The sequence below is a fragment of the Labrys methylaminiphilus subsp. lupini genome, assembly GCF_051161885.1.
Lineage (GTDB): Bacteria > Pseudomonadota > Alphaproteobacteria > Rhizobiales > Labraceae > Labrys.
Genome location: NZ_JBMDIH010000001.1, coordinates 722,274 through 743,151 on the forward strand (window position 1 = coordinate 722,274; position 20,878 = coordinate 743,151).

The 20,878-nt window shown below is 64.6% G+C and carries 17 protein-coding genes; 10 read left to right on the top strand and 7 right to left on the bottom strand.

Annotated elements, in window-relative coordinates; translation table 11 throughout:
* Window positions 1-232 precede the first annotated feature (232 nt).
* The gene (locus ACN6KF_RS03275; RefSeq protein ID WP_434955456.1) at window positions 233-1,069 is read right to left on the bottom strand and encodes a uracil-DNA glycosylase; all 837 of its coding nucleotides are present in this window, start codon (window positions 1,067-1,069) and stop codon (window positions 233-235) included.
* Window positions 1,070-1,215: 146 nt separating this feature from the next.
* On the opposite strand from ACN6KF_RS03275, the gene ACN6KF_RS03280 reads away from it, so the two are divergent.
* Entirely contained in the window at window positions 1,216-2,622 is a 1,407-nt protein-coding gene (locus ACN6KF_RS03280; protein WP_434955457.1) for a cell wall hydrolase, read from the top strand.
* A 439-nt stretch (window positions 2,623-3,061) separates the two neighbouring features.
* A complete protein-coding gene (locus ACN6KF_RS03285; RefSeq protein ID WP_434955458.1) occupies window positions 3,062-5,866 on the top strand; it encodes a DUF2339 domain-containing protein in 2,805 nt (934 codons plus the stop codon).
* A 575-nt stretch (window positions 5,867-6,441) separates the two neighbouring features.
* Here the strand turns inward: ACN6KF_RS03285 and ACN6KF_RS03290 are convergent.
* From ACN6KF_RS03290 to ACN6KF_RS03300, 3 genes are read right to left on the bottom strand one after another with little or no spacing between them, the layout of a single operon-like run.
* Complete coding sequence (locus tag ACN6KF_RS03290; protein ID WP_434955459.1) at window positions 6,442-6,951, bottom strand: tyrosine phosphatase family protein; 510 nt, start codon at window positions 6,949-6,951, stop codon at window positions 6,442-6,444.
* 6 nt (window positions 6,952-6,957) lie between these two features.
* Entirely contained in the window at window positions 6,958-7,566 is a 609-nt protein-coding gene (locus ACN6KF_RS03295; protein ID WP_434955460.1) for an HD domain-containing protein, read from the bottom strand.
* 2 nt (window positions 7,567-7,568) lie between these two features.
* Window positions 7,569-8,186: a DNA-3-methyladenine glycosylase I gene (locus tag ACN6KF_RS03300; protein WP_434955461.1), complete on the bottom strand. Its 618-nt coding sequence runs from the start codon at window positions 8,184-8,186 to the stop codon at window positions 7,569-7,571.
* 150 nt (window positions 8,187-8,336) lie between these two features.
* On the opposite strand from ACN6KF_RS03300, the gene ACN6KF_RS03305 reads away from it, so the two are divergent.
* Entirely contained in the window at window positions 8,337-9,347 is a 1,011-nt protein-coding gene (locus ACN6KF_RS03305) for an LLM class flavin-dependent oxidoreductase (protein WP_434955462.1), read from the top strand.
* Here ACN6KF_RS03305 and ACN6KF_RS03310 read toward each other — a convergent pair.
* Together ACN6KF_RS03310 and ygfZ are read right to left on the bottom strand one after the other, a co-directional pair.
* On the bottom strand, window positions 9,329-9,919 hold the full coding sequence (locus ACN6KF_RS03310; RefSeq protein WP_434955463.1) for a hypothetical protein: 591 nt from the start codon (window positions 9,917-9,919) through the stop codon (window positions 9,329-9,331). The genes ACN6KF_RS03305 and ACN6KF_RS03310 overlap by 19 nt on opposite strands.
* A 379-nt stretch (window positions 9,920-10,298) precedes the next feature.
* Window positions 10,299-11,162 carry a CAF17-like 4Fe-4S cluster assembly/insertion protein YgfZ gene (ygfZ, locus tag ACN6KF_RS03315; protein WP_434955464.1) on the bottom strand — a complete coding sequence of 288 codons (864 nt, stop codon included), beginning with the start codon at window positions 11,160-11,162 and terminating at the stop codon, window positions 10,299-10,301.
* Between the two features lie 139 nt (window positions 11,163-11,301).
* Between ygfZ and ACN6KF_RS03320 the strand changes: the two genes are divergently transcribed.
* Window positions 11,302-12,627: a dihydroorotase gene (locus ACN6KF_RS03320; RefSeq protein WP_434955465.1), complete on the top strand. Its 1,326-nt coding sequence runs from the start codon at window positions 11,302-11,304 to the stop codon at window positions 12,625-12,627.
* A 20-nt stretch (window positions 12,628-12,647) separates the two neighbouring features.
* On the opposite strand, the gene ACN6KF_RS03325 is transcribed toward ACN6KF_RS03320, so the two are convergent.
* The gene (locus tag ACN6KF_RS03325; protein WP_434955466.1) at window positions 12,648-14,186 is read right to left on the bottom strand and encodes a rhomboid family intramembrane serine protease; all 1,539 of its coding nucleotides are present in this window, start codon (window positions 14,184-14,186) and stop codon (window positions 12,648-12,650) included.
* Between the two features lie 153 nt (window positions 14,187-14,339).
* On the opposite strand from ACN6KF_RS03325, the gene ACN6KF_RS03330 reads away from it, so the two are divergent.
* From ACN6KF_RS03330 to ACN6KF_RS03355, 6 genes are all read left to right on the top strand, one after another.
* A complete protein-coding gene (locus ACN6KF_RS03330) occupies window positions 14,340-14,588 on the top strand; it encodes an exodeoxyribonuclease VII small subunit (protein ID WP_068284665.1) in 249 nt (82 codons plus the stop codon).
* Window positions 14,589-14,724: 136 nt separating this feature from the next.
* Window positions 14,725-16,644 carry a 1-deoxy-D-xylulose-5-phosphate synthase gene (dxs, locus tag ACN6KF_RS03335; protein WP_434955467.1) on the top strand — a complete coding sequence of 640 codons (1,920 nt, stop codon included), beginning with the start codon at window positions 14,725-14,727 and terminating at the stop codon, window positions 16,642-16,644.
* Window positions 16,644-17,393 carry a TlyA family RNA methyltransferase gene (locus tag ACN6KF_RS03340; RefSeq protein ID WP_434955468.1) on the top strand — a complete coding sequence of 250 codons (750 nt, stop codon included), beginning with the start codon at window positions 16,644-16,646 and terminating at the stop codon, window positions 17,391-17,393. The genes dxs and ACN6KF_RS03340 overlap by 1 nt, the downstream gene beginning before the upstream one ends.
* A gap of 73 nt (window positions 17,394-17,466) precedes the next feature.
* Window positions 17,467-18,693, top strand: coding sequence for a class I SAM-dependent RNA methyltransferase (locus ACN6KF_RS03345; RefSeq protein ID WP_434955469.1), 1,227 nt, complete (start codon window positions 17,467-17,469; stop codon window positions 18,691-18,693).
* A gap of 109 nt (window positions 18,694-18,802) precedes the next feature.
* Window positions 18,803-19,321 carry a gluconokinase gene (locus ACN6KF_RS03350; protein WP_434955470.1) on the top strand — a complete coding sequence of 173 codons (519 nt, stop codon included), beginning with the start codon at window positions 18,803-18,805 and terminating at the stop codon, window positions 19,319-19,321.
* Between the two features lie 137 nt (window positions 19,322-19,458).
* On the top strand, window positions 19,459-20,877 hold the full coding sequence (locus ACN6KF_RS03355; RefSeq protein ID WP_434955471.1) for an FAD-binding oxidoreductase: 1,419 nt from the start codon (window positions 19,459-19,461) through the stop codon (window positions 20,875-20,877).
* Window position 20,878 lies beyond the last annotated feature (1 nt).

Consider the following 20,878-nt stretch of genomic DNA (forward strand, 5'->3'; position numbering starts at 1 on the left):
GTCTCCTGCTCCCCGGATGCCGGCCGTTCACCGATGTCGGGCCGGCATGGTGATTTGTGCTCCTGCAAGCCATACCCAATAAATATGTCTTCGCAAAGCCCGTTACAGGGGCTCTAGGCGGTGCTTACGTAAGGAAATACAGTTTTCCCGAAATGCGCCGTTCGGTTCGGCGCAAGGAGCGGGGATCACAAAGTTTCTCCCACGACGGCAAAGGGCTGGGCACGCGTTTGTCTCAGGAAGCGTCCTGCTCGAGTGCCGTGCGGATCGCGCGGAAATCGCGCCAGGCCAGCCTCTTCTGCACCGGCTGGCGTAAGAGATAGGCCGGATGCAGCGTAGCGATCGCCCGGATACGCTGGCCTGAAAGCTCATGGTCGAGCCAGCGCCCGCGCAGTTTCAGGATACCGTCGGTGGCGCCAAGCAGCGCCTGGGCACTGCGTGCGCCGAGGCAGACCAGGACCTTGGGCGCGACCAGTTCGATCTGGCGTTCGATGAAGGGACGGCAGATCGTGGTCTCCTGCGGGGTCGGGTCGCGATTGCCGGGCGGGCGCCAGGGCACGACATTGGCGATATAGGCCTTGGTGCGGTCAAGGCCGATGGCGGTGAGCATGCGGTCGAGCAACTGGCCCGAGCGGCCGACGAAAGGTTTGCCCTGGATGTCCTCGTCGCGCCCGGGCGCTTCGCCCACGAACATCACCTTGGCGTCGGCAGCCCCGTCGGCAAAGACGAGTCGGCTCGCCGTGGCCTTGAGGGCGCAGCCGTCGAAGCGCTCGAGAAGATCGCGCAATTCGTCCAGCGTGCGGGCGCTGCGCGCCTGCTCGCGCGCAGCCAGTTCCACCGCGTCCGGGGAGGTGGTGAGCATGGTCGGCGCCGGGGACGCCATGCGGGGCTGCGCCGTGGCGGCAGGAGCTCTGCGCGCCGGCTCGGGCTCCGGTGCGGAACGGACGGGGGAGGGGGAGAAAACAGCCTGCGCGCTTTCGGTAAAGCGGTCGACCGGTTCGTCGCCAACAGCCACGTCTACGCCCATATCGGCATACCATTGCAGCAGCGCGACGATCTGTTCGGGGGGCATGGACGCGGACATCATGGCGAAAGGATAGAGCAAAGCTTCCAGAGTTGGAACAGGCTGGGCGCCCCTGTTAACTCCCCATCAAGGTTAATGCATCATCAATGAGCTCATCGGCAACGCCGTGTTGGTTGAACCTGTGAGCCTCGTCCATGCTGCTGCGCCGGCCCGTCATCATCGCCCTTCTGCTCTGCGCTGGCGCCACCAGCACGATGATGTACCGCCGCTCGACCGCCGTGCAGGCGAGCCCCGCCGTTGCCGCTACCATGCATGGCGCCCTGCAGGGCGCGCCGGGCGTGCGGCGCGCCGTGGTGATGCGGGCTGGTCTGTTCGCAATGCCGCAGCTCAGCCTAGCCGATATCGGTTTGGCGCCGCAGACCGCCTTCGGTGACGGCTTCACGCTGCGGGCCATGCCTGCCAGCCTGACGCTGACGCCGAACCGAAACGATTTCATGCCGCTTCCCGATGATGTCGGCCCGCCCAGTGCACCGATCCGGGACGCCACCAAGAAAGGCATGACGATCTGGCCCGAGGTGATCCGGGCAGCCAAGGGTGACCGGCGGCCAGACCGGGGTGTCGGAGAGAATGTTGCCTATATGGCGTTGGGCGATCCACATGTGCTGATGCCCAAAGTCGGCGCCAAGCCGATGGCGCGGCAGTCGCGCAGGCTCCAGCCGCCAGAGACCGCCGAGGGGCTGCAGCAATTCCAGCCGTCCCGGCTCAGTGCCATCGTGGTCACCAAGCTTGCCGAGCGGCTTTCGGTCGCCGATGTCGATCTCGGCGGACATGATGGCGCGGTCCCTCTCGATCATTCGCTTGCCCCGGCTGGTGGCATGTCGCCGGCGGCGAGCCGCCCCGACCTCGCGAGCCTGACCAGCAGTACGACCCGAGCGGACGAGGCGCGGCCGGTCGAACTCGCCATGGCCGACCCGAGCGCCCTCCAGCCGGTGGTGGCCCAGCCAGTCTTGACCCAACCTGTCATGGCTTTGGCGAACGTGCAGCCGGTGATGACGCCGGACGATGCCCAGACCATGCCTGAAATCGGCAGTGACGAGGGTTTGACCGATGCGCAGAAGAAATCGCGTATTGCCGGCCTGCCCGGGCTGGACGACGGCAAGGCCCGCCCGCTCGACCTGCCGCCGGCAGCCTTCACCAAGGCACAGATTTGCCTGGCGACGGCGATCTATTTCGAGGCCCGCGGCGAAAGCCGCGAGGGACAGGTGGCCGTCGCCCAAGTCATCATCAACCGCCTGCGCTCGCCCTTCTATCCCAAGAATGTCTGCGACGTAGTCTACCAGGGGGCCAGCAACAAGCGCTATGGCGGCTGCCAGTTCTCCTTCGCCTGCGATCTCGTCGCCGACAAGGTTACCGAGAAGGAGCCCTGGGAGCAGGCCCTGGTCCTCGCCGAGCGGGTGATGAACGCCAAGGACTGGATCCCAGAAGTCGGGAACGCCACGCATTATCATGCCAATTATGTTCGTCCGCGCTGGGTGCGCGACATGCGCGAGAAGGACAAGATCGGCAAACATATCTTCTACCGCGTCAAATGGTGGGCCTGATCGGCAAGCTTCCACGATAGGCGTCCACAGTTCCTGTAACCGGCGGGATACACAAGATCCGGATTCACGCGTATGGCTGGCACCATAGTTGCGTTTATGGATGGCGTGATTTTCGCATCGTCGATGCGAGTGTAGCGAAGCAATCCAAATGTCGCTGAGGCGGCAATTCTTGCTACAGGATTGGCACGCGTCACTCGCGATGACGGCAAAGATCTTGTCCATGATCAACGCAGCTTCAATTGCCGGGCAAACCGCCTGCACTTGTCGCCCAGAGCATTTTGCGATTTGTCCGGATCGGCCAGAATCGCAAAGACGCTCTAACCAATCCGTTGGATTGGCTTGGAAACAATGAGCTGGAGTGAAGCAGCGTTCACGCTTGAACGCGCTTTGCTCGAGGACCGCGCGGAGCCCGCGCTGCAATGACCTGTCATGGGTGAGCATGTCTGAAGATAGCGCCTTCCTCCTCATCGGCCTCCTGGTGCTCGCCTTTCCGGTGCTGGCGATTGTCGGCTTCGTGATGACACTCGGCCTCAGGCGCAGGGTGCAGGAGCTGGAGGAAAGGGTTCGTCTGCTGGCAGGCCAGCGCCCGGTGCCGGTCGACATCGCCAGCACCGGCGCGACGGCCTCGCCGGCGCCAGCTCTGGCCGGGGAAAGAAAGGCCGCCGAGCCCGTACGGGCAACGGTTGCACCGGTTTCCACTGCCTCGCCTGTCGAGACGTCGCCGATAGTCGGGCAGGCACAGGCGCCAGTCCGGCCGGAACCGGTGATGGCTGCTTCCGGGCAGGCTCAGCGCCGCGCGGCGCCCGACAAGCCCAAGGTCAGCCTCGAGGAGAAGCTTGGCACGCGCTGGGCCGTCTGGGTCGGCGGGCTGGCGCTGGCACTCGGAGGTGCTTTTATGGTGCGGTATGCCATCGAGGAGGAGCTTCTCGGCCCCGGTGCGCGCATCCTGGCTGGCCTCGTCTTCTCCCTGGCCCTGATCTGCGGCGGCGAATATTTGAGGCGTCGTCCGGTGGCGCCGGCCGCAGGACAGGCGGCCTATATTCCCGGCGTGGTCACGGCCGCGGGCACGGTGGCCCTCTTCGCCACCGTCTATGCCGCTTATGCGCTCTATGATTTCCTCAGCCCGGCCCAAGCCTTCGTGCTGCTTGGCCTGGTCGGCATCGCCACCATGTATGCGGCGGCGCTGCATGGCCCCTGGCTCGCCGGCCTGGGCCTCGTCGGCGCCTATGGCGCGCCCCTGCTGGTGTCCTCGAACCAGCCCAATCCCTGGGCGCTCGCCCTCTATGTCGTAGTGGTGACATCAGCCGCTTTCATGCTGGCGCGTATTCGCCTCTGGCGCTGGCTCGCCATCGCCGCCGGTATCGGCGCCTTCTGCTATGGCTTCGTGCTGGGCAGCATCATGGGCGAGGACACCGGTGCCATGGTGTTCTACATCCTCGCTTTGTCGGCGCTGGTCGGCGCGGCGCTGATCTACGAGCCCCATCACGGCAAGACCTATCAGCGTTTCGATCCCATCGGCCTCGGCGCGGTCGCGGGTCTCGCGGTGCTGGCCGTCTCTTTCGCCGGCGCCGATGTGTTCGGGCATGCCTCGCTCGCCACCTTGCTGATCGTGATGGCACTGGCGCTGGCGGCCGCGCTCGCCTTCGATGCACTGGCCCCGGCCGCCGTGATCGCCGGCCTGGCCGGGCTGGCCTGCCTGTGGATCTGGCCGATTGACGGGCAACTCGCCGCCGAACCACTGGTGGTGGTGCCGGGCCATCTCTATCTGCCCTTCCTGGTGCCGGACGCGCTGCAGGCCTATCTGCAGATCGCGATCATCCCGGCTGGCGTGCTGCTGCTGGCTACCACGATCAGCCTGATGCGCCACCCCAGGCCGCAACTGCCGGCACTGGCGCTGGCACTGGCGGGGACGGCAACCCCGATCTTCGCACTGGCTATCGCCTATCTGCGTATCGAGAGCCTGCGCGCCAGCCTGCCTTTCGGCGCGGTGGCAGCCGGGCTCGCCGTGCTCTTCGCCGCGACGACCGAGCGTTTCCTGCGATTGGAGAGGCAGGCGGGCGAGGATGAGACGCCCGGTGCCGGTTCCTCCCTGCATGCCGTCGCGAGCGCCTCGGCAGTGGCACTCACGCTCACCTTCCTGATCACCGATTCCCCGCTCACACTGGCCTTTGGCCTGTCTGCGCTCGGCGCGGCCTGGGTCTCGACCCTGCGGCCGCTGCCGGCCCTGCGCTGGTGCGCGGCCGGTTTCGTCCTGCTGGTGCTGGCGCGCATGGGCGGGGCCTGGACCCTGGCTGGCGCCAGCCTGGAACACTTCCCGGACTGGCAGGATATCGCGCTGCGCTATGCCGTGCCCGCCGCGGCCTTCTATTATGGCGGCGTCCTCCTGCGCCGGCGCAAGACAGATATTCCGGCCGCCATCCTCGATCTCGGCGCCATCCTGCTTGGCAGCGCAGCGGTGGTCTTCGCCATCCGCCTCGGCCTGCGCGGAGCGGAGGAGGCCGCTTATCCCGGCATGTCCCTCGCCGAGGCAGGGCTTTATACGGCACTCGCCTTTGCCGCCTCGATGGCGCTGGTCTATCGTTCCGGGGCGACCACCAGCCCGGTCTACCGGGTCGCGGCGCCGATCAGCGTCATCATCGCGCTTTGCCTGACGGTCACGGGGCCGTTGATCACTGCCAATCCCGTGATCAGCGGCGAGGCGATCGGCGGCGGCGCCCTCTTCAACACCTTGCTGCCCGGCTATGCCCTGCCGGCGCTGCTCGCGGGGGCGGCGGCGCTGTTCTGGCACTGGTATGGTCGTGGCGTCGGTAAGGAGGAACACAAGAATCGGGGCATGGAGAATGCGCCCTTTGCCCTGCTGTGCGGGATCTGTGCCTTCGTGCTCGGCTTCGTCTATGTCACCCTCGAAGTGCGCAAGATCTTTGCCGAGGGCGTGCCCGACTTCGCGTCGATCTCCTCGGCCGAGAACTGGGGCTATACCATCGCCTGGCTGCTCTATGGCCTGGTGCTGCTTGCCCTCGGCATTTGGGCGAAGGTGCGCGCCATCCGCCTGGGCTCGGCCATCGTGATCATGCTGGCGGTCGCCAAGGCCTTTCTGTTCGACATGTCGGAGCTGGAGGGGATCTGGCGTGCCTTGTCCTTCATGGGGCTCGGCGTCGCCTTGATCGGCATCGGCCTCGTCTATCAGCGCCTGTTGTTCGGGCCCAAAATCGGATCCGGGCAGGAACCGCGGCAGTCGCAGTGAATGGCTGGCATCGAGCCTTGTCCCGATGGCATCTTGCAGCGTCTCAGGCTGGAAGTGGCTTTGACGAACTTTGCCGTCCAAGAGTTGCGCCGGCACGCGGTGGAACGGCGGACGACCCGTGCGCGCAGCTGACCGTTTCGCTAAAAATCGTTTCGCCGCCAGCCGCGCGCAATTCCGTTAAGCTCTGCACACAGCCGTGCCACATCATCTTGCATCGCAGGGGGAGCGCGCGGGCGGGATTCACCGCATGTTCAAGTAGTTTTGTCATGCTGCCGGTATACCATATCCGTCGCTGCCCAAGCCTGCGGGGCTGCGCCACACCGACCGGCTCTGCCCCTCCACGGCTCCCGTCAGTGTCCGAAAGCGTGGTATGCCAGATTAAGTTTAAACTTGTATACTTCCGGCTCGGAGACAGATAGGCGGCGTCATCGGCCCGTCATCGATCTTTGCCATGGTCGCGGCCATCGAGCTGTCCGTTCCTCGACAGCGATGCGATGTTTGACCTTTTCCTGGCCCGGCTCCCCGCCGGGCTTTTTTTGGCGGGTCGCCGAGCGGCACTTTCCTGACGACACGCCTTACAAATGCAAGGCGAAGGGCACGCCTTCGAAGCAGTCCTCGCCGCGGCCGATGGCGTCGATGGCGGCAAGCATGCGGCCGTTGCGGCCAAGGCGCATGTCCGCCAGGGCTACGATGCGGCGGTTGGGGGTTGCGGTCGGCGACAGCCGGCGAATGGTTTGCGCCAGCTCATGCTCGTCGAGCGTGGGGTTGAGAGCGCAGGCCGCCGTGAAGGCCGCGGCGGTCGAGCGGCTGACCCCGGCATAGCAATGCACCACCAGCGGCGTCGCCTGGTCCCAGTCCCTGACGAAGGCGAGAAGCTGCGAGAGGTGGTCCTCGCCGGGCAGGATCTGCCCTTCTTCCGCCACCTCGACGATGTCGTTCATGCTGAGAAAGAGATGGCGCTTCTCCTCCACCGTGACAGGCCTGATCACCTTGGTGCCGGCATTGATCAAGGTCAGGATCTGGCGGGCGCCGGTGGCGGTGACCGTGGCGTCGAGCCGGGAGAGCGAGCAGACATTGATTTGCATGGTGGCTTACCTGAAGATCTGGGTAAAACGGTCGAGGAAGGCCCGCTGCGCCTGCTCCGCCGGCAGAGGTTCCAGCCTGGTCTGGTCCATTGGCCGGGGCAGGGGGCGCGGATCGCCGAAGATGCGGCAAGATTCCTCGATGCCGAAGCCGGCAAGCTGGGTCGCTTCGAGAAAGGCAGCCACCATGTCGGCTTTCTTGGTTAGTGCCTTGATCGCCGGAGGCGGGATGGCCGGCAGGCCGAAGCGCAGATGGATGGCTCCGAGCAGGCGGGCCTCCACGCTCTTATAGCTCTCCCCGATCACTGCCTTGAAGGGCGAGATCATGTCGCCGATGACATATTCGGGTGCATCGTGCAGCAGCACCATCAGCCTCACCATGTCGGGCTGGGAGGGCTCCATCGCATCGAGCACGTCGAGGACGAGCACGCTGTGCTGGGCCACCGAGAAGATGGCATTACCGCTGGTCTGGCCGTTCCAGCGCGCGACCCGGGCCAGGCCGTGGGCGATATCCTCGATTTCGATATCGAGCGGGGAAGGATCGAGCAAATCGAGCCGTCGGCCCGATAACATGCGCTGCCAGGCCCGGTGAGGAGTGGCTTTCTTTACGCGTGCCATGGTCAGCCCGGATGCCCCGCCTTGCCGAGCTCGGCGCATTCGGCATGGCGGAAGCAGTCGACGAGATGGTCGTTGACCATGCCGACCGCCTGCATGAAGGCATAGACGATGGTGGGTCCGACGAATTTGAAGCCGCGCGCCTTCAGATCCTTGGAGATCTTTTGCGACAGGGCCGTCTCGGCCGGGACGTCGCCATGGGCGCGCGGTGTGTTCTGCAGGGGACGGCCGTCGAGGAAGTCCCACAGATAGGGCGAGAAACCCTGCTTTTCCTCGATCTCCAGCCAGAGCCGGGCGCCGATGATGGTGCCTTCCACCTTGGAACGATTGCGCACGATGCCGGGATCGGCCATCAGGGCCGCCACCTTCTCCGGACCGTAAAGCGCGATCTTGGCCGGCTCGAAGCCGTCGAACACCTCGCGGAAATGCTCGCGCTTGCGCAGGATGGTGATCCAGGACAGGCCGGCCTGGAAACCGTCGAGGATGAGCTTTTCATAGAGAGCGCGGCCGTCATATTCGGGCACGCCCCATTCCTCGTCGTGATAGGCGATGTAGAAGGGGTCCAGCCCCGGCCAGGGACAACGGTACTTGCCGTCGTCGTGCAGAATGACTGTGCGTTCCATGCCGCCTTCTTGCCATGGCGAAAGCCGACTCGGGAAGAGGCAAGAACATTTCGTGATCGAGGGGAGAAGGTTAACTGCGCCCTTCCTTGCCAGGGCGGCAAAGCCACCTATATTAGTTCGATCGTCATCGAATTTTGTCGTGCCCTTTTCATGATCCCGATTTCAGTCCTCGACCTCTCGCCCATCGCCGTCGGCAGCAATGCCGGGCAGGCCCTCCACAATTCGCTGGACCTTGCCCGCCATGTCGAGCGGCTCGGCTATAACAGGCTGTGGCTGGCCGAGCATCACAACATGCCGGGCATTGCCAGCGCTGCCACCGCGGTGGCGCTTGCCCATGTCGCATCCGGCACCTCCACCATCCGTCTCGGGGCCGGCGGCATCATGCTGCCCAACCATGCGCCCTTGATGGTCGCCGAGGCCTTCGGCACGCTGGCGGCCCTGCATCCCGGGCGCATCGATCTCGGCGTCGGGCGGGCGCCCGGCACCGACCAGATTACAGCGCAGGCGCTGCGCCGCAATCTCAACGCAGAGATCGACGCCTTTCCGCGCGACGTCATCGAGCTGATGAATTATTTCAAGCCGGTGAGCCCGGATCAGCGCGTGCAGGCCGTTCCGGGGGCGGGGCTGGAGGTGCCGGTCTGGATCCTCGGTTCCAGCCTGTTCGGTGCGCAGCTTGCCGCCATGCTCGGCCTGCCCTTCGCATTCGCCTCGCATTTCGCGGCGGCTGATCTCGAAGGGGCGATCGCCATTTATCGCGGCCGCTTCGAGCCCTCCGAATATCTCGACAAACCCCATGTCATGCTGGGCATGAACGTGGTTGCCGCCGACACCGACGAGGAGGCCCAGTTCCTGCAGAGCTCACGCCTGCAGGCCTTCGTCAGCCTGCGCACGGGGCGGCCGGGCCTGATCCAGCCGCCGGTCGAAAACTACGAGGAGACACTCGATGCCGTCGGCCGTGCGACGCTGCAGCATATGCGTCACATATCGGTGGTCGGCTCGCCCGCTACCGTCAAGGCGGGGATCGAGGAATTCGTCGCCCGTACCGGCGCCGACGAGATCATCGCCACCAACATGATCTTCGACCACGAGAAGACCAAGCGCTCCTACGAGATCCTCGCCGGTGAGATGATCGGTGCTCCGGCTCAGGTCAGCGTGTCATAGAGGCCGAGGGCCCAGCCGATCTCGGCAACCAGCGCGACGATGGCGAAGGCGAGCTGAAAGCGCTGGTTTGATACAATAATGGCGGCCGCGCTGGTGATGACGAAGAAGGCGATGCGCACCCAATATTCCGGGCCGAGCGACTGGACGTAGTCGCCGCCCTTGATGAGGGTGTCGATGATGTCGAGGAAGAAGGTGCCGATCAGGATGCCGAAAAACCATTTCCGGCGGGACATGAAATAGTCCTCGAAGCCCTTGTACTCGTACATGGTGTCCGGAAAGAGCATCGTGCACATGAAGAAGAACACGCTCGCATAGAAGGCGACGAAGCCATAAAGCGGGAAGGTCCACTGCACGTTGACCAGATGGAATTCCCACCACCAGAACGAGATGATGTGAAGCAGCATGAAGAAGGTCCACGCCAGATGGACGCTGTAGATCTTGTGCTGGCGCGGATGCTGGACGAAGCGGGCAAGGCCGGTGAGCAGCCGGCCCATGCTGAGGCCCACGATGATGCTGATCACCGTGCGGACATGGCTCAAGACCGTCGGATCGAAGGCGTGGGGCTGGTTCACGGAGGCATCCTCGCGCTTTAGAGCGACAGCATGCCATTGCAACCATGACGCCCGGCATACTCATGAAGAGTCCCGCGCTCGGGCGGGTATGAAATTACTTCCCCAAAGCGTTTGCGATTTGACGGAGTCACTAAGAATCGCAAAGACGCATCGAGACAAGAAGCTGGAGCAAAGCGCGTTCAGTCATGAACGTGCTTTGCTCTAGGATTGCCCGGAATCATCGCGGGAGCAAGACAGGCAGAGCGGGGTGTTGGGGAAGACTGCGCCGCGACGCCTGAATACAGCGCCGTACGACCCACCATCTCGGCCGGCTCGTTGCCGAGACGACTCTGCAATTCGCGCGAGGGCGCAACGCCGGTTGAAGGCCGGGAAAGGAAGCTCAGGCCATCGCCTTGTGCGTCTCGCTCGGTCCAATCCACCAGGAGGGCTTGTCGACCGCCAGAGCCACGCCCTCCGCCGCCAGGATCTCGCCGGCAGCCAGCCCGTCTTCCACACGATCGAGCCGGAGCAGGGCCAACCCCCGCGTACCTGCCGAGGAGCCGAGGGTGCCGGCCGGCCGGTCGCCGATGCGGATTTCCGTGCCGGCTGGCGGCAGGGTGGCGCTGGCTATCACAGGCACGATGCGGGTCCGCGCGGTGCCGCGATGCTGCATGCGGCTGACGACTTCCTGGCCGACGAAGCAGCCTTTCTTGAAGTCGACGCCGGCGAGCATGTCCATCAGCACTTCGTGCGGGAAGGCATCGCCGAAGCGAAAATCCTTGCCGCCTTCGGGAATGCCGAGCTCGATGCGGCGGGCGTGATAGGCGGCAGTAGCGGTATCATCCGCGCCGGCGGCGACAGGCGCGTAAATGCGCAGACCAAGCTCGGGACGGCGGGGGTCGGGGAAGGCGAGGGCGCCCTCGATAGCCAGGCCCTCGATATTGACCTCTTCGGAGGGCAGGGCAACGTAGACACCCCAGGCCGGCGACAGAGTCTCGACCGTCACCTTGGCGCGCAGCCGATAGAAATTGAGCCTCTTGGCTAAATCGGGCGCCACGTCGGCGTCGGTATCGAGATAGAGCCCGTCTTCCCCGATCGTCGCCAGGAAATCGAACAGGATCTTGCCCTGCGGCGTCAGCAAGGCACCCCATCTTCCCTGGCCGGGTTCGAGATGGGCAATGTCGCAGGTGACGAGATTGGCGAACCAGGATCGAGCATCCTCGCCGCTGAGGCGGAGTATGGCGCGGTCGAGCAGATGGATCATGGCAAGGCAGTCCCGTTTCAGCCTCCCCTATATGGCAATCCCTGTGCGCGGCGTGAAGAGGCGGCGGATTGTTGGTTGAAAGCTGGCGCTCTCTGGGGGAAAAGCGCAGGGTTTCAGTTTCGTCCTCGAGGAGAGCGCCATGCCCCAGATCTTCGACCGCATCTTCCGCAATGGCGAAATCGTCAATCAGGACGGGCGGCATGGTGGCGATGTGGGGGTCAAGGATGGACGCATCGCGGCGCTGGGAGACCTGTCGCAGGCCAGTGCCGGCGAGGTGATCGATTGCACCGGGCTCACCATCCTTCCGGGTGTGATCGACAGCCAGGTGCATTTTCGCGAGCCGGGACCGACGCACAAGGAAGACCTCGAATCGGGGTCGCGGGCGGCGGTGATGGGCGGCGTCACCGCAGTGTTCGAGATGCCGAACACCGACCCGCTCACCATTACGCCCGAAGCCCTGGCCGACAAGGTCAGCCGCGGCACGCATCGCATGCATTGCGATTTCGCCTTCTGGGTTGGCGGCACCCGCGAGAACGCGCCGGAGGTGGCGGAACTGGAGCGCCTGCCGGGCGCAGCCGGCATCAAGGTGTTCATGGGCTCTTCCACCGGTTCGCTCTTGGTCGAGGACGACGAGGGCGTGCGCGAGATCCTCAAGCGTACGCGCCGCCGTGCCGCCTTCCATTCGGAGGACGAGTATCGCCTGCGCGAGCGGCGCGATTTGCGCATCCAGGGGGACGCCTCGTCCCACCCGGTCTGGCGCGACGTCGAGGCGGCCCTCAACTGCACGCGCCGCCTCGTCGCCATTGCCGAGGAGACGGGCGCGCCCATCCATGTCCTGCACATCTCGACGGCGGACGAGATACCCTTCCTCGGCGCGCATAAGCGGCTGGTGACCTGCGAGGCGACGCCGCATCATCTCACTCTGGCTGGCCCGGAGGCCTATGAGAAACTGGGTACGCTGGTGCAGATGAACCCGCCGGTTCGTGATGCCGGTCATCGCGAGGGCATCTGGCACGGCATCCGCCAGGGCATCGTCGACGTGCTCGGCTCCGACCACGCGCCGCATACGCTGGAAGAAAAGGCCAAGCCCTATCCCGATTCTCCCTCGGGCATGACCGGCGTGCAGACCTTGGTGCCGGTGATGCTCGACCATGTGAACCAAGGCCGGCTGTCATTGGAGCGTTTCGTCGACCTCACCAGCCACGGCCCCTGCCGCATCTTCGGCATGGCCGGCAAGGGTCGCATCGCCGTCGGTTATGACGCTGACCTCACCATCGTCGACCTCAAGCGCAAGGAGACCATCCGCAACGGGTGGATTGCCTCCAAATGCGGCTGGACGCCCTATGACGGCGTCGAGGTCACCGGTTGGCCTGTTGGCACCATCGTGCGCGGTGCCAGGGTGATGTGGGAAGGCTCGCTGGACGAACATTCGCGCGGCGAGACCGTGCGTTTCTGGACGGCCTGACGCGATGTTCGCGCTCCGCGTCATCGCCGCTTGGAGTGCGCCGTGCCAAACATCCAGGCCAGTGCTATGCCGGCGACGAATCCGAGGCCATGGGCGGCGAAACTGATCTGCGGCAGCGAAAGATCGATCGACGCCTGGATCAGCAATACGATGACGATCAGGCTGAGATTGTGCCGGTCGGCGATGTGGCGCGTTGCCAGGAAGTCCGACAAGCGCCGCAGGGCGATGGCTCCGATCAAGGCGAAGATGGCGCCGGAGGCCCCGACCAGGACCTCGGGCTGGGTTACGCCGGCTACGGCCAAAGCGAGCACCCCGGCCATGGAAGCCAGGCCGCCGATCACATAGATCAGGCCCATGCGCAGGCTTCCGACCGTGGCCTCCACCATGCGGCCAAGAAGGAAAAGCCCGATCATGTTGCTGATCAGATGTTCGGGGCCGGCATGCAGGAACATGGCGCTGAACAGGCGCCACCATTCATGATCCCTGACGAGAGCATCGGGCCATAACCCCCCAAGCCGGAACAGATTTTCGGCGTCGGTGGTGTCGCCATTCCACAGTTCGATGCCGAAGAAGGCGCAATTGGCCAGGATCAGCAGATAGGTCACCGGAGCGGCGCGCCAGCCGGTGCGGCGCAGGGGCGCGTTGCGCCGGATATGCGCCTCCAAATCATCGAGGAAGGCGGTGGCCTGCGGCGAGAGCTGGCCCTCCGCCTCGTTCGCCGGCTTGTCCAGGCGAGCGACGATCGCTTCATGCTGGGCCGGCGTCAGCGATGCGGAAGCAAAGCCCCGCAGCAGTGGTTCGGCAAGTTCGCCACGCGCCGCCGCCTGCAGGGCGGTCGCCTGCCAGAAGGCCTTCACGGAGACCGGCATGGCGTGGAACGAGGCCAGCATCGAATCCGTGGCCTGAACGCGCCCGCAGAAGGCTAGGAGCATCAGGGTCGACAATTGTCCGGAGCCCAGCAGGCCGCGATGGCGCGCGGCTGTCGCCACCATGGCCTCCAGCTGACCAGTTTCCCCCAGAGCCCGAATCGGGAAGGCGACCGCGTCTGCGCCTGGCGGCATGGGGTTACGGGCGAGATAGTCGACGATGCCCTGCCAGTTCTGGCGCTGCCGCAGCAACTGCAGGTCGAGGATTACCTCCTGGTCCGGCTTGGTGGTCTGGCGCAGTGCTTCAAGGGCGTCGATCCGGTCCTTGCGCGTCGATTCGGAAAGGGCCTTGAACAGATTGGCCGTGAAGCGGATTTGCCCGGTGGGCTGAATGACACTGGCCAGGCGGGCGAGCAGGGCGGCGCGTTCGTTGCGGCCGGCCAACAATTCGCGATTGGCTCGATTCAGCAAGGGCCCTGGCGCAATGATCATCAGCAGGACCAGGGCGGCCAGGAAACCGTAATAGTCGGGCAGAAATTGGTATCCCGCGATGGCGATGGCGATCACGATCGCATGCCCCGCCAGGTAGAGAGCGATGCCTGGAAAACGATGGGCCTGGGTAACGAACACCTGGGCGATGGCCACGGCGGACAGGGAACCGGCGGAGAGCGCAAGGAAGGTCTGCAAATCCATGCGCCGCTTTTGCCGGAAGCGCGCCTGAGCCGCAACCTGTCGCTTTCCCGCGCCTTATGCACGGTTGGGTCATGCCGTTTGCATGGCTTTTTCTTTCAATGCGGCGAGGTTAGGGGCTATAGAGGGGAAAATAGCAGATCTGACAGGTTGATAATGGCCGACAAGCCGTCCGATATCGCAACGCTCAGCTTCGAGAAGGCGCTCGCCGAACTCGAGCAAATCGTGCGCAGCCTTGAGGGAGGCAATGTGCCGCTGGAGGAATCGATCACGCTGTTCGGGCGTGGCGAGCAGCTCAAGGCCCATTGCGACAAGCTTCTGAAGGTCGCAGAGGCCAAGGTCGACAAGATCCGGCTCGACGCCGAGGGCAAGCCCGCCGGGCTCGAACCCTTGCCGGAAGCCTGATACGCAACAGCCTTCAGGGCGTCCTGCGATCCGCCGAAATGGGCCGTACTCGCAAAGACGCGTCGGAACAAAGAGTTAGAGCAAAATGATGTTTCCACTTATGCGTGCTTTGCTCTAGTCTTCTCGGGTGAACAATTTGGCAAACACTTCCGCAACCCCGCTGCTCGACACCATCAATCTGCCGGCTGATCTGCGCCGCCTGCCCGAGGACAAGCTCCAGCAGGTGGTGGACGAACTGCGCCGGGAGACCATCGATGCCGTCTCGGTGACCGGCGGTCATCTGGGCGCGGGCCTCGGGGTGGTCGAGCTGACGGTCGCCATCCACGCCGTGTTCGACACGCCGCGTGATCGCCTGATCTGGGATGTCGGCCATCAGGCCTATCCGCACAAGATCCTCACCGGGCGGCGTGACCGTATCCGTACCCTGCGCCAGACGGGGGGGCTCAGCGGCTTCACCAAGCGCAGCGAGAGCGAATACGATCCCTTCGGGGCCGCGCATTCCTCGACCTCGATCTCGGCGGGCCTCGGCATGGCGGCGGCGCGCGATCTCGACGGCCGCGACAACAATGTCATCTGCGTGATCGGTGACGGCTCGATGTCGGCCGGAATGGCCTATGAGGCGATGAACAATGCCGGGGCGCTGGGTTCGCGCCTCGTCGTCATCCTCAACGACAACGACATGTCGATCGCCCCGCCCGTGGGCGCGATGTCGGCCTATCTGGCCCGGCTGGTCTCCGGCGGGACCTACAAGAATTTGCGCGATTTCGGCAAGATGCTGGCCAAGAAGCTGCCGAAATTCTTCTACGACAAGGCCAAGCGCACCGAGGAATATGCTCGCGGCTTCTGGACCGGCGGCACGCTGTTCGAGGAGCTCGGCTTCTACTATATCGGCCCGATCGACGGACATAATCTCGACCACCTCCTGCCGGTGCTCAAGAATGTGCGCGACAAGGCCGACGGACCGGTGCTCATCCACGTCGTCACCCAGAAGGGCAAGGGCTACGGCCCGGCCGAGAACGCGCCCGACAAATATCACGGTGTGGTGAAGTTCGATGTCATCACCGGAGCGCAGGTGAAGGCCAAGGCCAATGCACCATCCTACACCCGCATCTTTGCCGAGAGCCTCATCAAGGAGGCCCGCAAGGACGAGAAGGTGGTAGCGATCACCGCTGCCATGCCGTCCGGTACGGGGCTGGACCTGTTCGAACAGGCCTTTCCCCAACGGCTTTACGATGTCGGCATTGCCGAGCAGCATGCGATAACCTTCGCGGCAGGTCTCGCCAGTGAAGGTTACAAACCATTCTGCGCGATCTACTCCACCTTCCTGCAGCGCGGCTACGACCAGGTCGTCCACGACGTGGCGATCCAGAACCTGCCGGTGCGCTTCCCGATCGACCGCGCCGGTCTCGTCGGGGCGGATGGAGCCACCCATGCCGGCTCCTTCGACGTTGCCTTCCTGGGCTGCCTGCCCAACATGGTAGTGATGGCCGCCGCCGACGAAGCCGAACTGGTGCATATGGTGGCAACCGCGGCAGCCTATGACGATGGCCCGATCGCCTTCCGCTATCCGCGCGGGGAGGGGGTCGGCGTCGAGATGCCCGAAATCGGCGCGCCCCTGCCGATCGGTAAGGGACGCGTGCTGCGCGAAGGCAGCAACATTGCCCTGCTCTCCTTCGGCACGCGCCTGGCCGAGTGCCTGAAGGCGGCCGAGGACCTAGCCGCGCTCGGGCTGTCGGCGACCGTCGCGGACGCCCGCTTTGCCAAGCCGCTCGACGAGGAACTGGTCCTCAGGCTCGCCCGCCAGCACGAGGTACTGCTGACGGTCGAGGAAGGTTCCGTGGGGGGCTTCGGCAGCTTCGTGGCCCAGTGCCTGGCCGAAGCCGGCGCCTTCGACAACGGCCTGAAATTCCGTTCGCTGGTGCTGCCCGACATCTTCCTCGATCAGGACAAGCCAGAGGCGATGTATGCGCAGGCCGGGCTCGATGCCGCCGGTATCGTGACCAAGGTTTTGTCGGTGCTCGGGCGCGATGTCGTAACCGGGGCCAAGCGTGCCTGATGCGCAAGCGCGCGGACGTGCTGCTGGTTGAGCGCGGTCACTTCGACAGCCGTGCCAAGGCACAGGCCGCGATCGCTGCGGGACTTGTGGTCGCCGATGGCAAGCCTGTGCGCAAGGCCTCAGAGGGTTTGGCGCCAGAGGCCGTCATCCGAGCGCAGGCGGCCTTCCCCTTCGTGTCGCGCGGTGGGCTCAAGCTCGAACACGCGCTCGATATATTTTCGGTGCCGGTCGAGGGACGCATCGCGCTCGACATCGGCGCCTCCACCGGCGGCTTCAGCGACGTGCTGCTGCGGCGGGGCGTGGTCCGGGTCTATGCCGTCGATGTCGGCCATGATCAGCTTCATGCCAGCCTGCGGGGAAATGACAGGTTGATTTCGCTGGAAGGGGTGGATGCGCGCAGGCTCGATCGAAGTCTCGTGCCCGACCCCGTCGATGTCGTCGTCGCCGATGTCAGCTTCATCTCGCTGGCGCTGGTGCTGCCGGCGGCGCTGGCGCTCGCCGGCCCGGGCGCGGATCTTGCCGTGCTCGTCAAGCCGCAATTCGAGGCGGGTCGCGAGCGGATTGGCAAGGGGGGCGTGGTCAAGGACGAGGCCGTGCATGCCGAGGTCTGCGAGCGTATCGCCGGCCTCGTCTCCTCGCTCGGCTGGCAACTGCGCGGGATCGTGCCGTCCCCCATCGAAGGTGGCGACGGTAACAAGGAGTTTCTGCTGTCTGCCCATAGGGTTAGTATAGCCGAGCTCGTAGATTGAATCAGGGGACTTGCGTGCCTGAACTGAGATTTTGATTCATCTCGTTCAGGCGCCGCATGATGAAGTTGAGATCGTGAATCAGCACGTTGAGACATCACTGGAACTCAAGATCGAAAGGCTGGGGCATCGCGGTGATGGCATCGCGCCGGGCCCGGTCTTCGTGCCTTATGCCTTGCCGGGTGAAACGGTTCTGGCCGAGGTGAACGGTGAGCGGGGACGGCTGATCGCCCTGCAGGAGCCGAGCCCGGATCGCATCGAGGCTTTCTGCCCCCATTTCAGCCATTGCGGCGGCTGCGCCATCCAGCACTGGTCGCTCCAGGCCTATCAGACCTGGAAGCGCGGCCTGGTGGTCGAGGCGCTGAGGCAGGCCGGCATCGAAACACCGGTCGAGCCGCTCGTCGATGCCCATGGTCGCGGCCGCCGCCGGGCGACCCTGCATGCCCGCAAGGGTTTGGTCGGCTTCGCCGAGGCGCGTTCGCATGCCATCGTCGAACTCGACGCCTGTCCGATTTTGGTGCCGGAACTGAACCGTGGCCTGGAGGTGGTGCGTGCGCTGGAGAAGCAAATGCGCGGCCTTGGCAAGCCCCTCGATCTGGTACTGACCGCCACGGTCACCGGCCTCGACTGTGATATTCGCGGCGCCGGGCGCATCGACGACAAGATGCGGCTGAGGCTCGGCGAGCTTGCCCAGCAGTTCGACCTGGCCAGGCTTTCCAATCACGGCGACGTGGTGATCGAACGCCGGGCTCCGGTGGTGCGTTTCGGAACGGTGGAGGTTTCACCGCCGCCGGGAGCCTTCCTGCAGGCCACGGCCGAGGCAGACCTTGCTCTCACGGGCCTGGTGCGTGAGGGCCTTTCCGGTGCCAAGCGTATCGCTGACCTCTTCTCGGGCTGTGGCACCTTCGCGCTCGCGTTGGCGGATGCCATGCATGTGCAGGCCTTCGATTCGGACAAGCCAGCGGTCGGCGCGCTCGACCGGGCGGCCAGGCGAGCCCAAGGCCTCAAGCCTACCGGGGCGACCGCACGTGATCTCTTCTACCGACCCCTGCTGGCCGAGGAGCTCAAGCCGTTCGATGCCGTGGTGTTCGATCCGCCGCGCGCCGGTGCGGAAGCGCAGGCCAAACGCCTTGCCGCTGCCAAGTTGCGCCGTATCGTCGGTGTGTCCTGCAACCCGACGACCTTTGCCCGCGACGCAGCGCTTTTGATTGCCGGTGGCTACCGGCTCACCAAGGTGACGCCGGTCGACCAGTTTCGCCACTCCGGCCATGTCGAACTGGTCGGCGTGTTCGAGCGAAAATAGCGTTTTGCAATTGGACGGAATCGCCAGGAATCGCAAAATGTTCCTGGCACCCGGCGATTTGATCGAGAGAACCACCTCGACCAGACCGCATTCTGCTCTAGGAAATGTCATGACTTCATCGCCGCCCCTTCCTACTGCTCTCGTTGTCATGGGCGTTTCCGGTTCCGGAAAGAGCAGCATCGGTGAACGCCTGGGGACGCGGCTCGGCTGGACGTTCCGGGATGGCGATTCCTTCCACCCGCCGGCCAATGTCACCAAGATGCATGCGGGCATCCCTTTGACCGACGAGGATCGATGGCCCTGGCTCGCGGCCATCGCGGCCTGGATCGCCGAGTTGAGAGGGGCGGGGCAACACGGCGTCGTTGCCTGCTCGGCGCTCAAGCGCGGCTATCGCAATGCCCTGCGGGATGGGCACGCGGACGTCCGCTTCGTCTTTCTCGAAGGCAGCGCCGAATTGATCTCTGCGCGGTTGGCCAAGCGCAAGAACCATTTCATGCCGCCGAGCCTGCTCGCCAGCCAGTTTGCCACGCTGGAGCCGCCGGGGCCGGACGAGACGCCGATTATCGTTTCAATCGATGCGGAGCCCGACGCGATCGTCGCCAATACGCTCCATCATCTTGTCCGCTAGAGCAAAGCGCATTCACGTGTAAACATGCTTTGCCCCGACTCTTCGTTTCCAAGCCAATCCAACGGATTGGCTAGAGCGTTTTGCGATTCTTGCCACTTCCGTCCAATTGCAAAACGCCGCAGCCAGGATGACCCTCCATGTCCGCTCAGCTTTCTCCCGAACTTCTCGCCCGCTTCGCCGCCCTGGTTGGAGAGCGCTACGCCATTGCTGATGTGGATGCGCAGCAGCCCTTCCTGAAGGAATGGCGCGACCGCTATCACGGCAGGACGCCGCTGGTGCTGCTGCCCGGGACGGTGGAGGAGGTTGCGGCGATCCTCAAGCTGGCCGACGAGACCGATACCGCGATCGTGCCGCAGGGCGGCAATACCGGCCTGGTCGGCGGCCAGGTTCCGCGTGCGGAAGGCAACGAACTGCTGGTCTCGCTCAAGCGCCTGGACAAGGTTCGCGCCGTCGATCCCGACAGCAACACCATCGATGTCGAGGCCGGCGTGACGCTGCAGCGCGTGCAGGAGGCGGCGGAGGCGGCCGGGCGTTTCTTCCCCCTCACTCTGCCATCCGAGGGGAGCTGCACCATCGGCGGCAATATCGGCACCAATGCTGGCGGCACCGGCGTGATCGCCTATGGCAACACACGCGACCTGGTGATGGGGCTGGAAGTCGTGCTGCCGGGAGGGCGGATCTGGCACGGCATGCGTCATTTGCGAAAGGACAACACCGGCTACGATCTGAAGAACCTCTTCATCGGCGCCGAGGGCACGCTCGGCATCGTCACCGCGGCGGTGCTGAAACTGTTTCCCAAGCCCCGCTCCATCGGCACGGCCTTCATCGGTGTCGACAATCCGGCGGCGGCGCTGGCGCTTCTCCATGTTGCGCGGGAAAACGGCGGCGGCACGGTGACGGCTTTCGAATTGATGCCGCGCATCGGCATCGATTTCGTCATCCGCCATGTTGCCGATGCCCGCGATCCCATCGAGGGCAGCTATCCCTGGTATGTGCTGCTGGAGGTCTCGAACTCCTCCGAGGGCGGCGTGAACGAGGCGTTGGAGACGATGCTGATGACGGCCTATGAGCGCGGCTATGCCCGCGATGCCGTGATCGCCGCCTCGCTCGAACAGGCCGCCGATTTCTGGCGTCTGCGCGAATTGCTGTCGGAGAGCCAGCGCTTCGAGGGCGGTTCGATCAAGCATGACGTCTCGGTGCCGATCCGCCTCGTGCCTGCTTTCCTCGACAAGGCCATTGCCGCCGTGGAGGCTTTCATCCCGGGCGCTCGTCCCTTGCCTTTCGGCCATCTTGGCGACGGCAATATCCACTTCAACGTTTCCCAGCCCGTGGGCGGTGACAAGCAGGCCTTCCTGGACAAGTGGGAAAAGACCAACGAGATCGTTCATGCCATCGTCGCCGAATTCCACGGCTCCATTTCGGCCGAGCACGGTATCGGCCAGGCCAAGCGCAAGCTGCTGCCGGGGGTCAAGGATCCAGTGGAGTTGGAGATGATGCGCGCCATCAAGGCGACGTTCGATCCCAAGGGCATCATGAATCCCGGCAAGGTGCTCTGAC

Coding starts and splice junctions, on each gene's coding strand:
- ACN6KF_RS03325 (WP_434955466.1), bottom strand. CDS start 14,186: ATGGATTTGCAGACCTTCCTTGCGCTCTCCGCCGGTTCCCTGTCCGCC.
- ACN6KF_RS03340 (WP_434955468.1), top strand. CDS start 16,644: ATGCGCAAGCGCGCGGACGTGCTGCTGGTTGAGCGCGGTCACTTCGAC.
- ACN6KF_RS03330 (WP_068284665.1), top strand. CDS start 14,340: ATGGCCGACAAGCCGTCCGATATCGCAACGCTCAGCTTCGAGAAGGCG.
- ACN6KF_RS03355 (WP_434955471.1), top strand. CDS start 19,459: ATGTCCGCTCAGCTTTCTCCCGAACTTCTCGCCCGCTTCGCCGCCCTG.
- ygfZ (WP_434955464.1), bottom strand. CDS start 11,162: ATGATCCATCTGCTCGACCGCGCCATACTCCGCCTCAGCGGCGAGGAT.
- ACN6KF_RS03350 (WP_434955470.1), top strand. CDS start 18,803: ATGACTTCATCGCCGCCCCTTCCTACTGCTCTCGTTGTCATGGGCGTT.
- ACN6KF_RS03320 (WP_434955465.1), top strand. CDS start 11,302: ATGCCCCAGATCTTCGACCGCATCTTCCGCAATGGCGAAATCGTCAAT.
- ACN6KF_RS03285 (WP_434955458.1), top strand. CDS start 3,062: ATGTCTGAAGATAGCGCCTTCCTCCTCATCGGCCTCCTGGTGCTCGCC.
- ACN6KF_RS03280 (WP_434955457.1), top strand. CDS start 1,216: ATGCTGCTGCGCCGGCCCGTCATCATCGCCCTTCTGCTCTGCGCTGGC.
- ACN6KF_RS03275 (WP_434955456.1), bottom strand. CDS start 1,069: ATGCCCCCCGAACAGATCGTCGCGCTGCTGCAATGGTATGCCGATATG.
- ACN6KF_RS03295 (WP_434955460.1), bottom strand. CDS start 7,566: ATGGCACGCGTAAAGAAAGCCACTCCTCACCGGGCCTGGCAGCGCATG.
- ACN6KF_RS03290 (WP_434955459.1), bottom strand. CDS start 6,951: ATGCAAATCAATGTCTGCTCGCTCTCCCGGCTCGACGCCACGGTCACC.
- ACN6KF_RS03300 (WP_434955461.1), bottom strand. CDS start 8,186: ATGGAACGCACAGTCATTCTGCACGACGACGGCAAGTACCGTTGTCCC.
- ACN6KF_RS03305 (WP_434955462.1), top strand. CDS start 8,337: ATGATCCCGATTTCAGTCCTCGACCTCTCGCCCATCGCCGTCGGCAGC.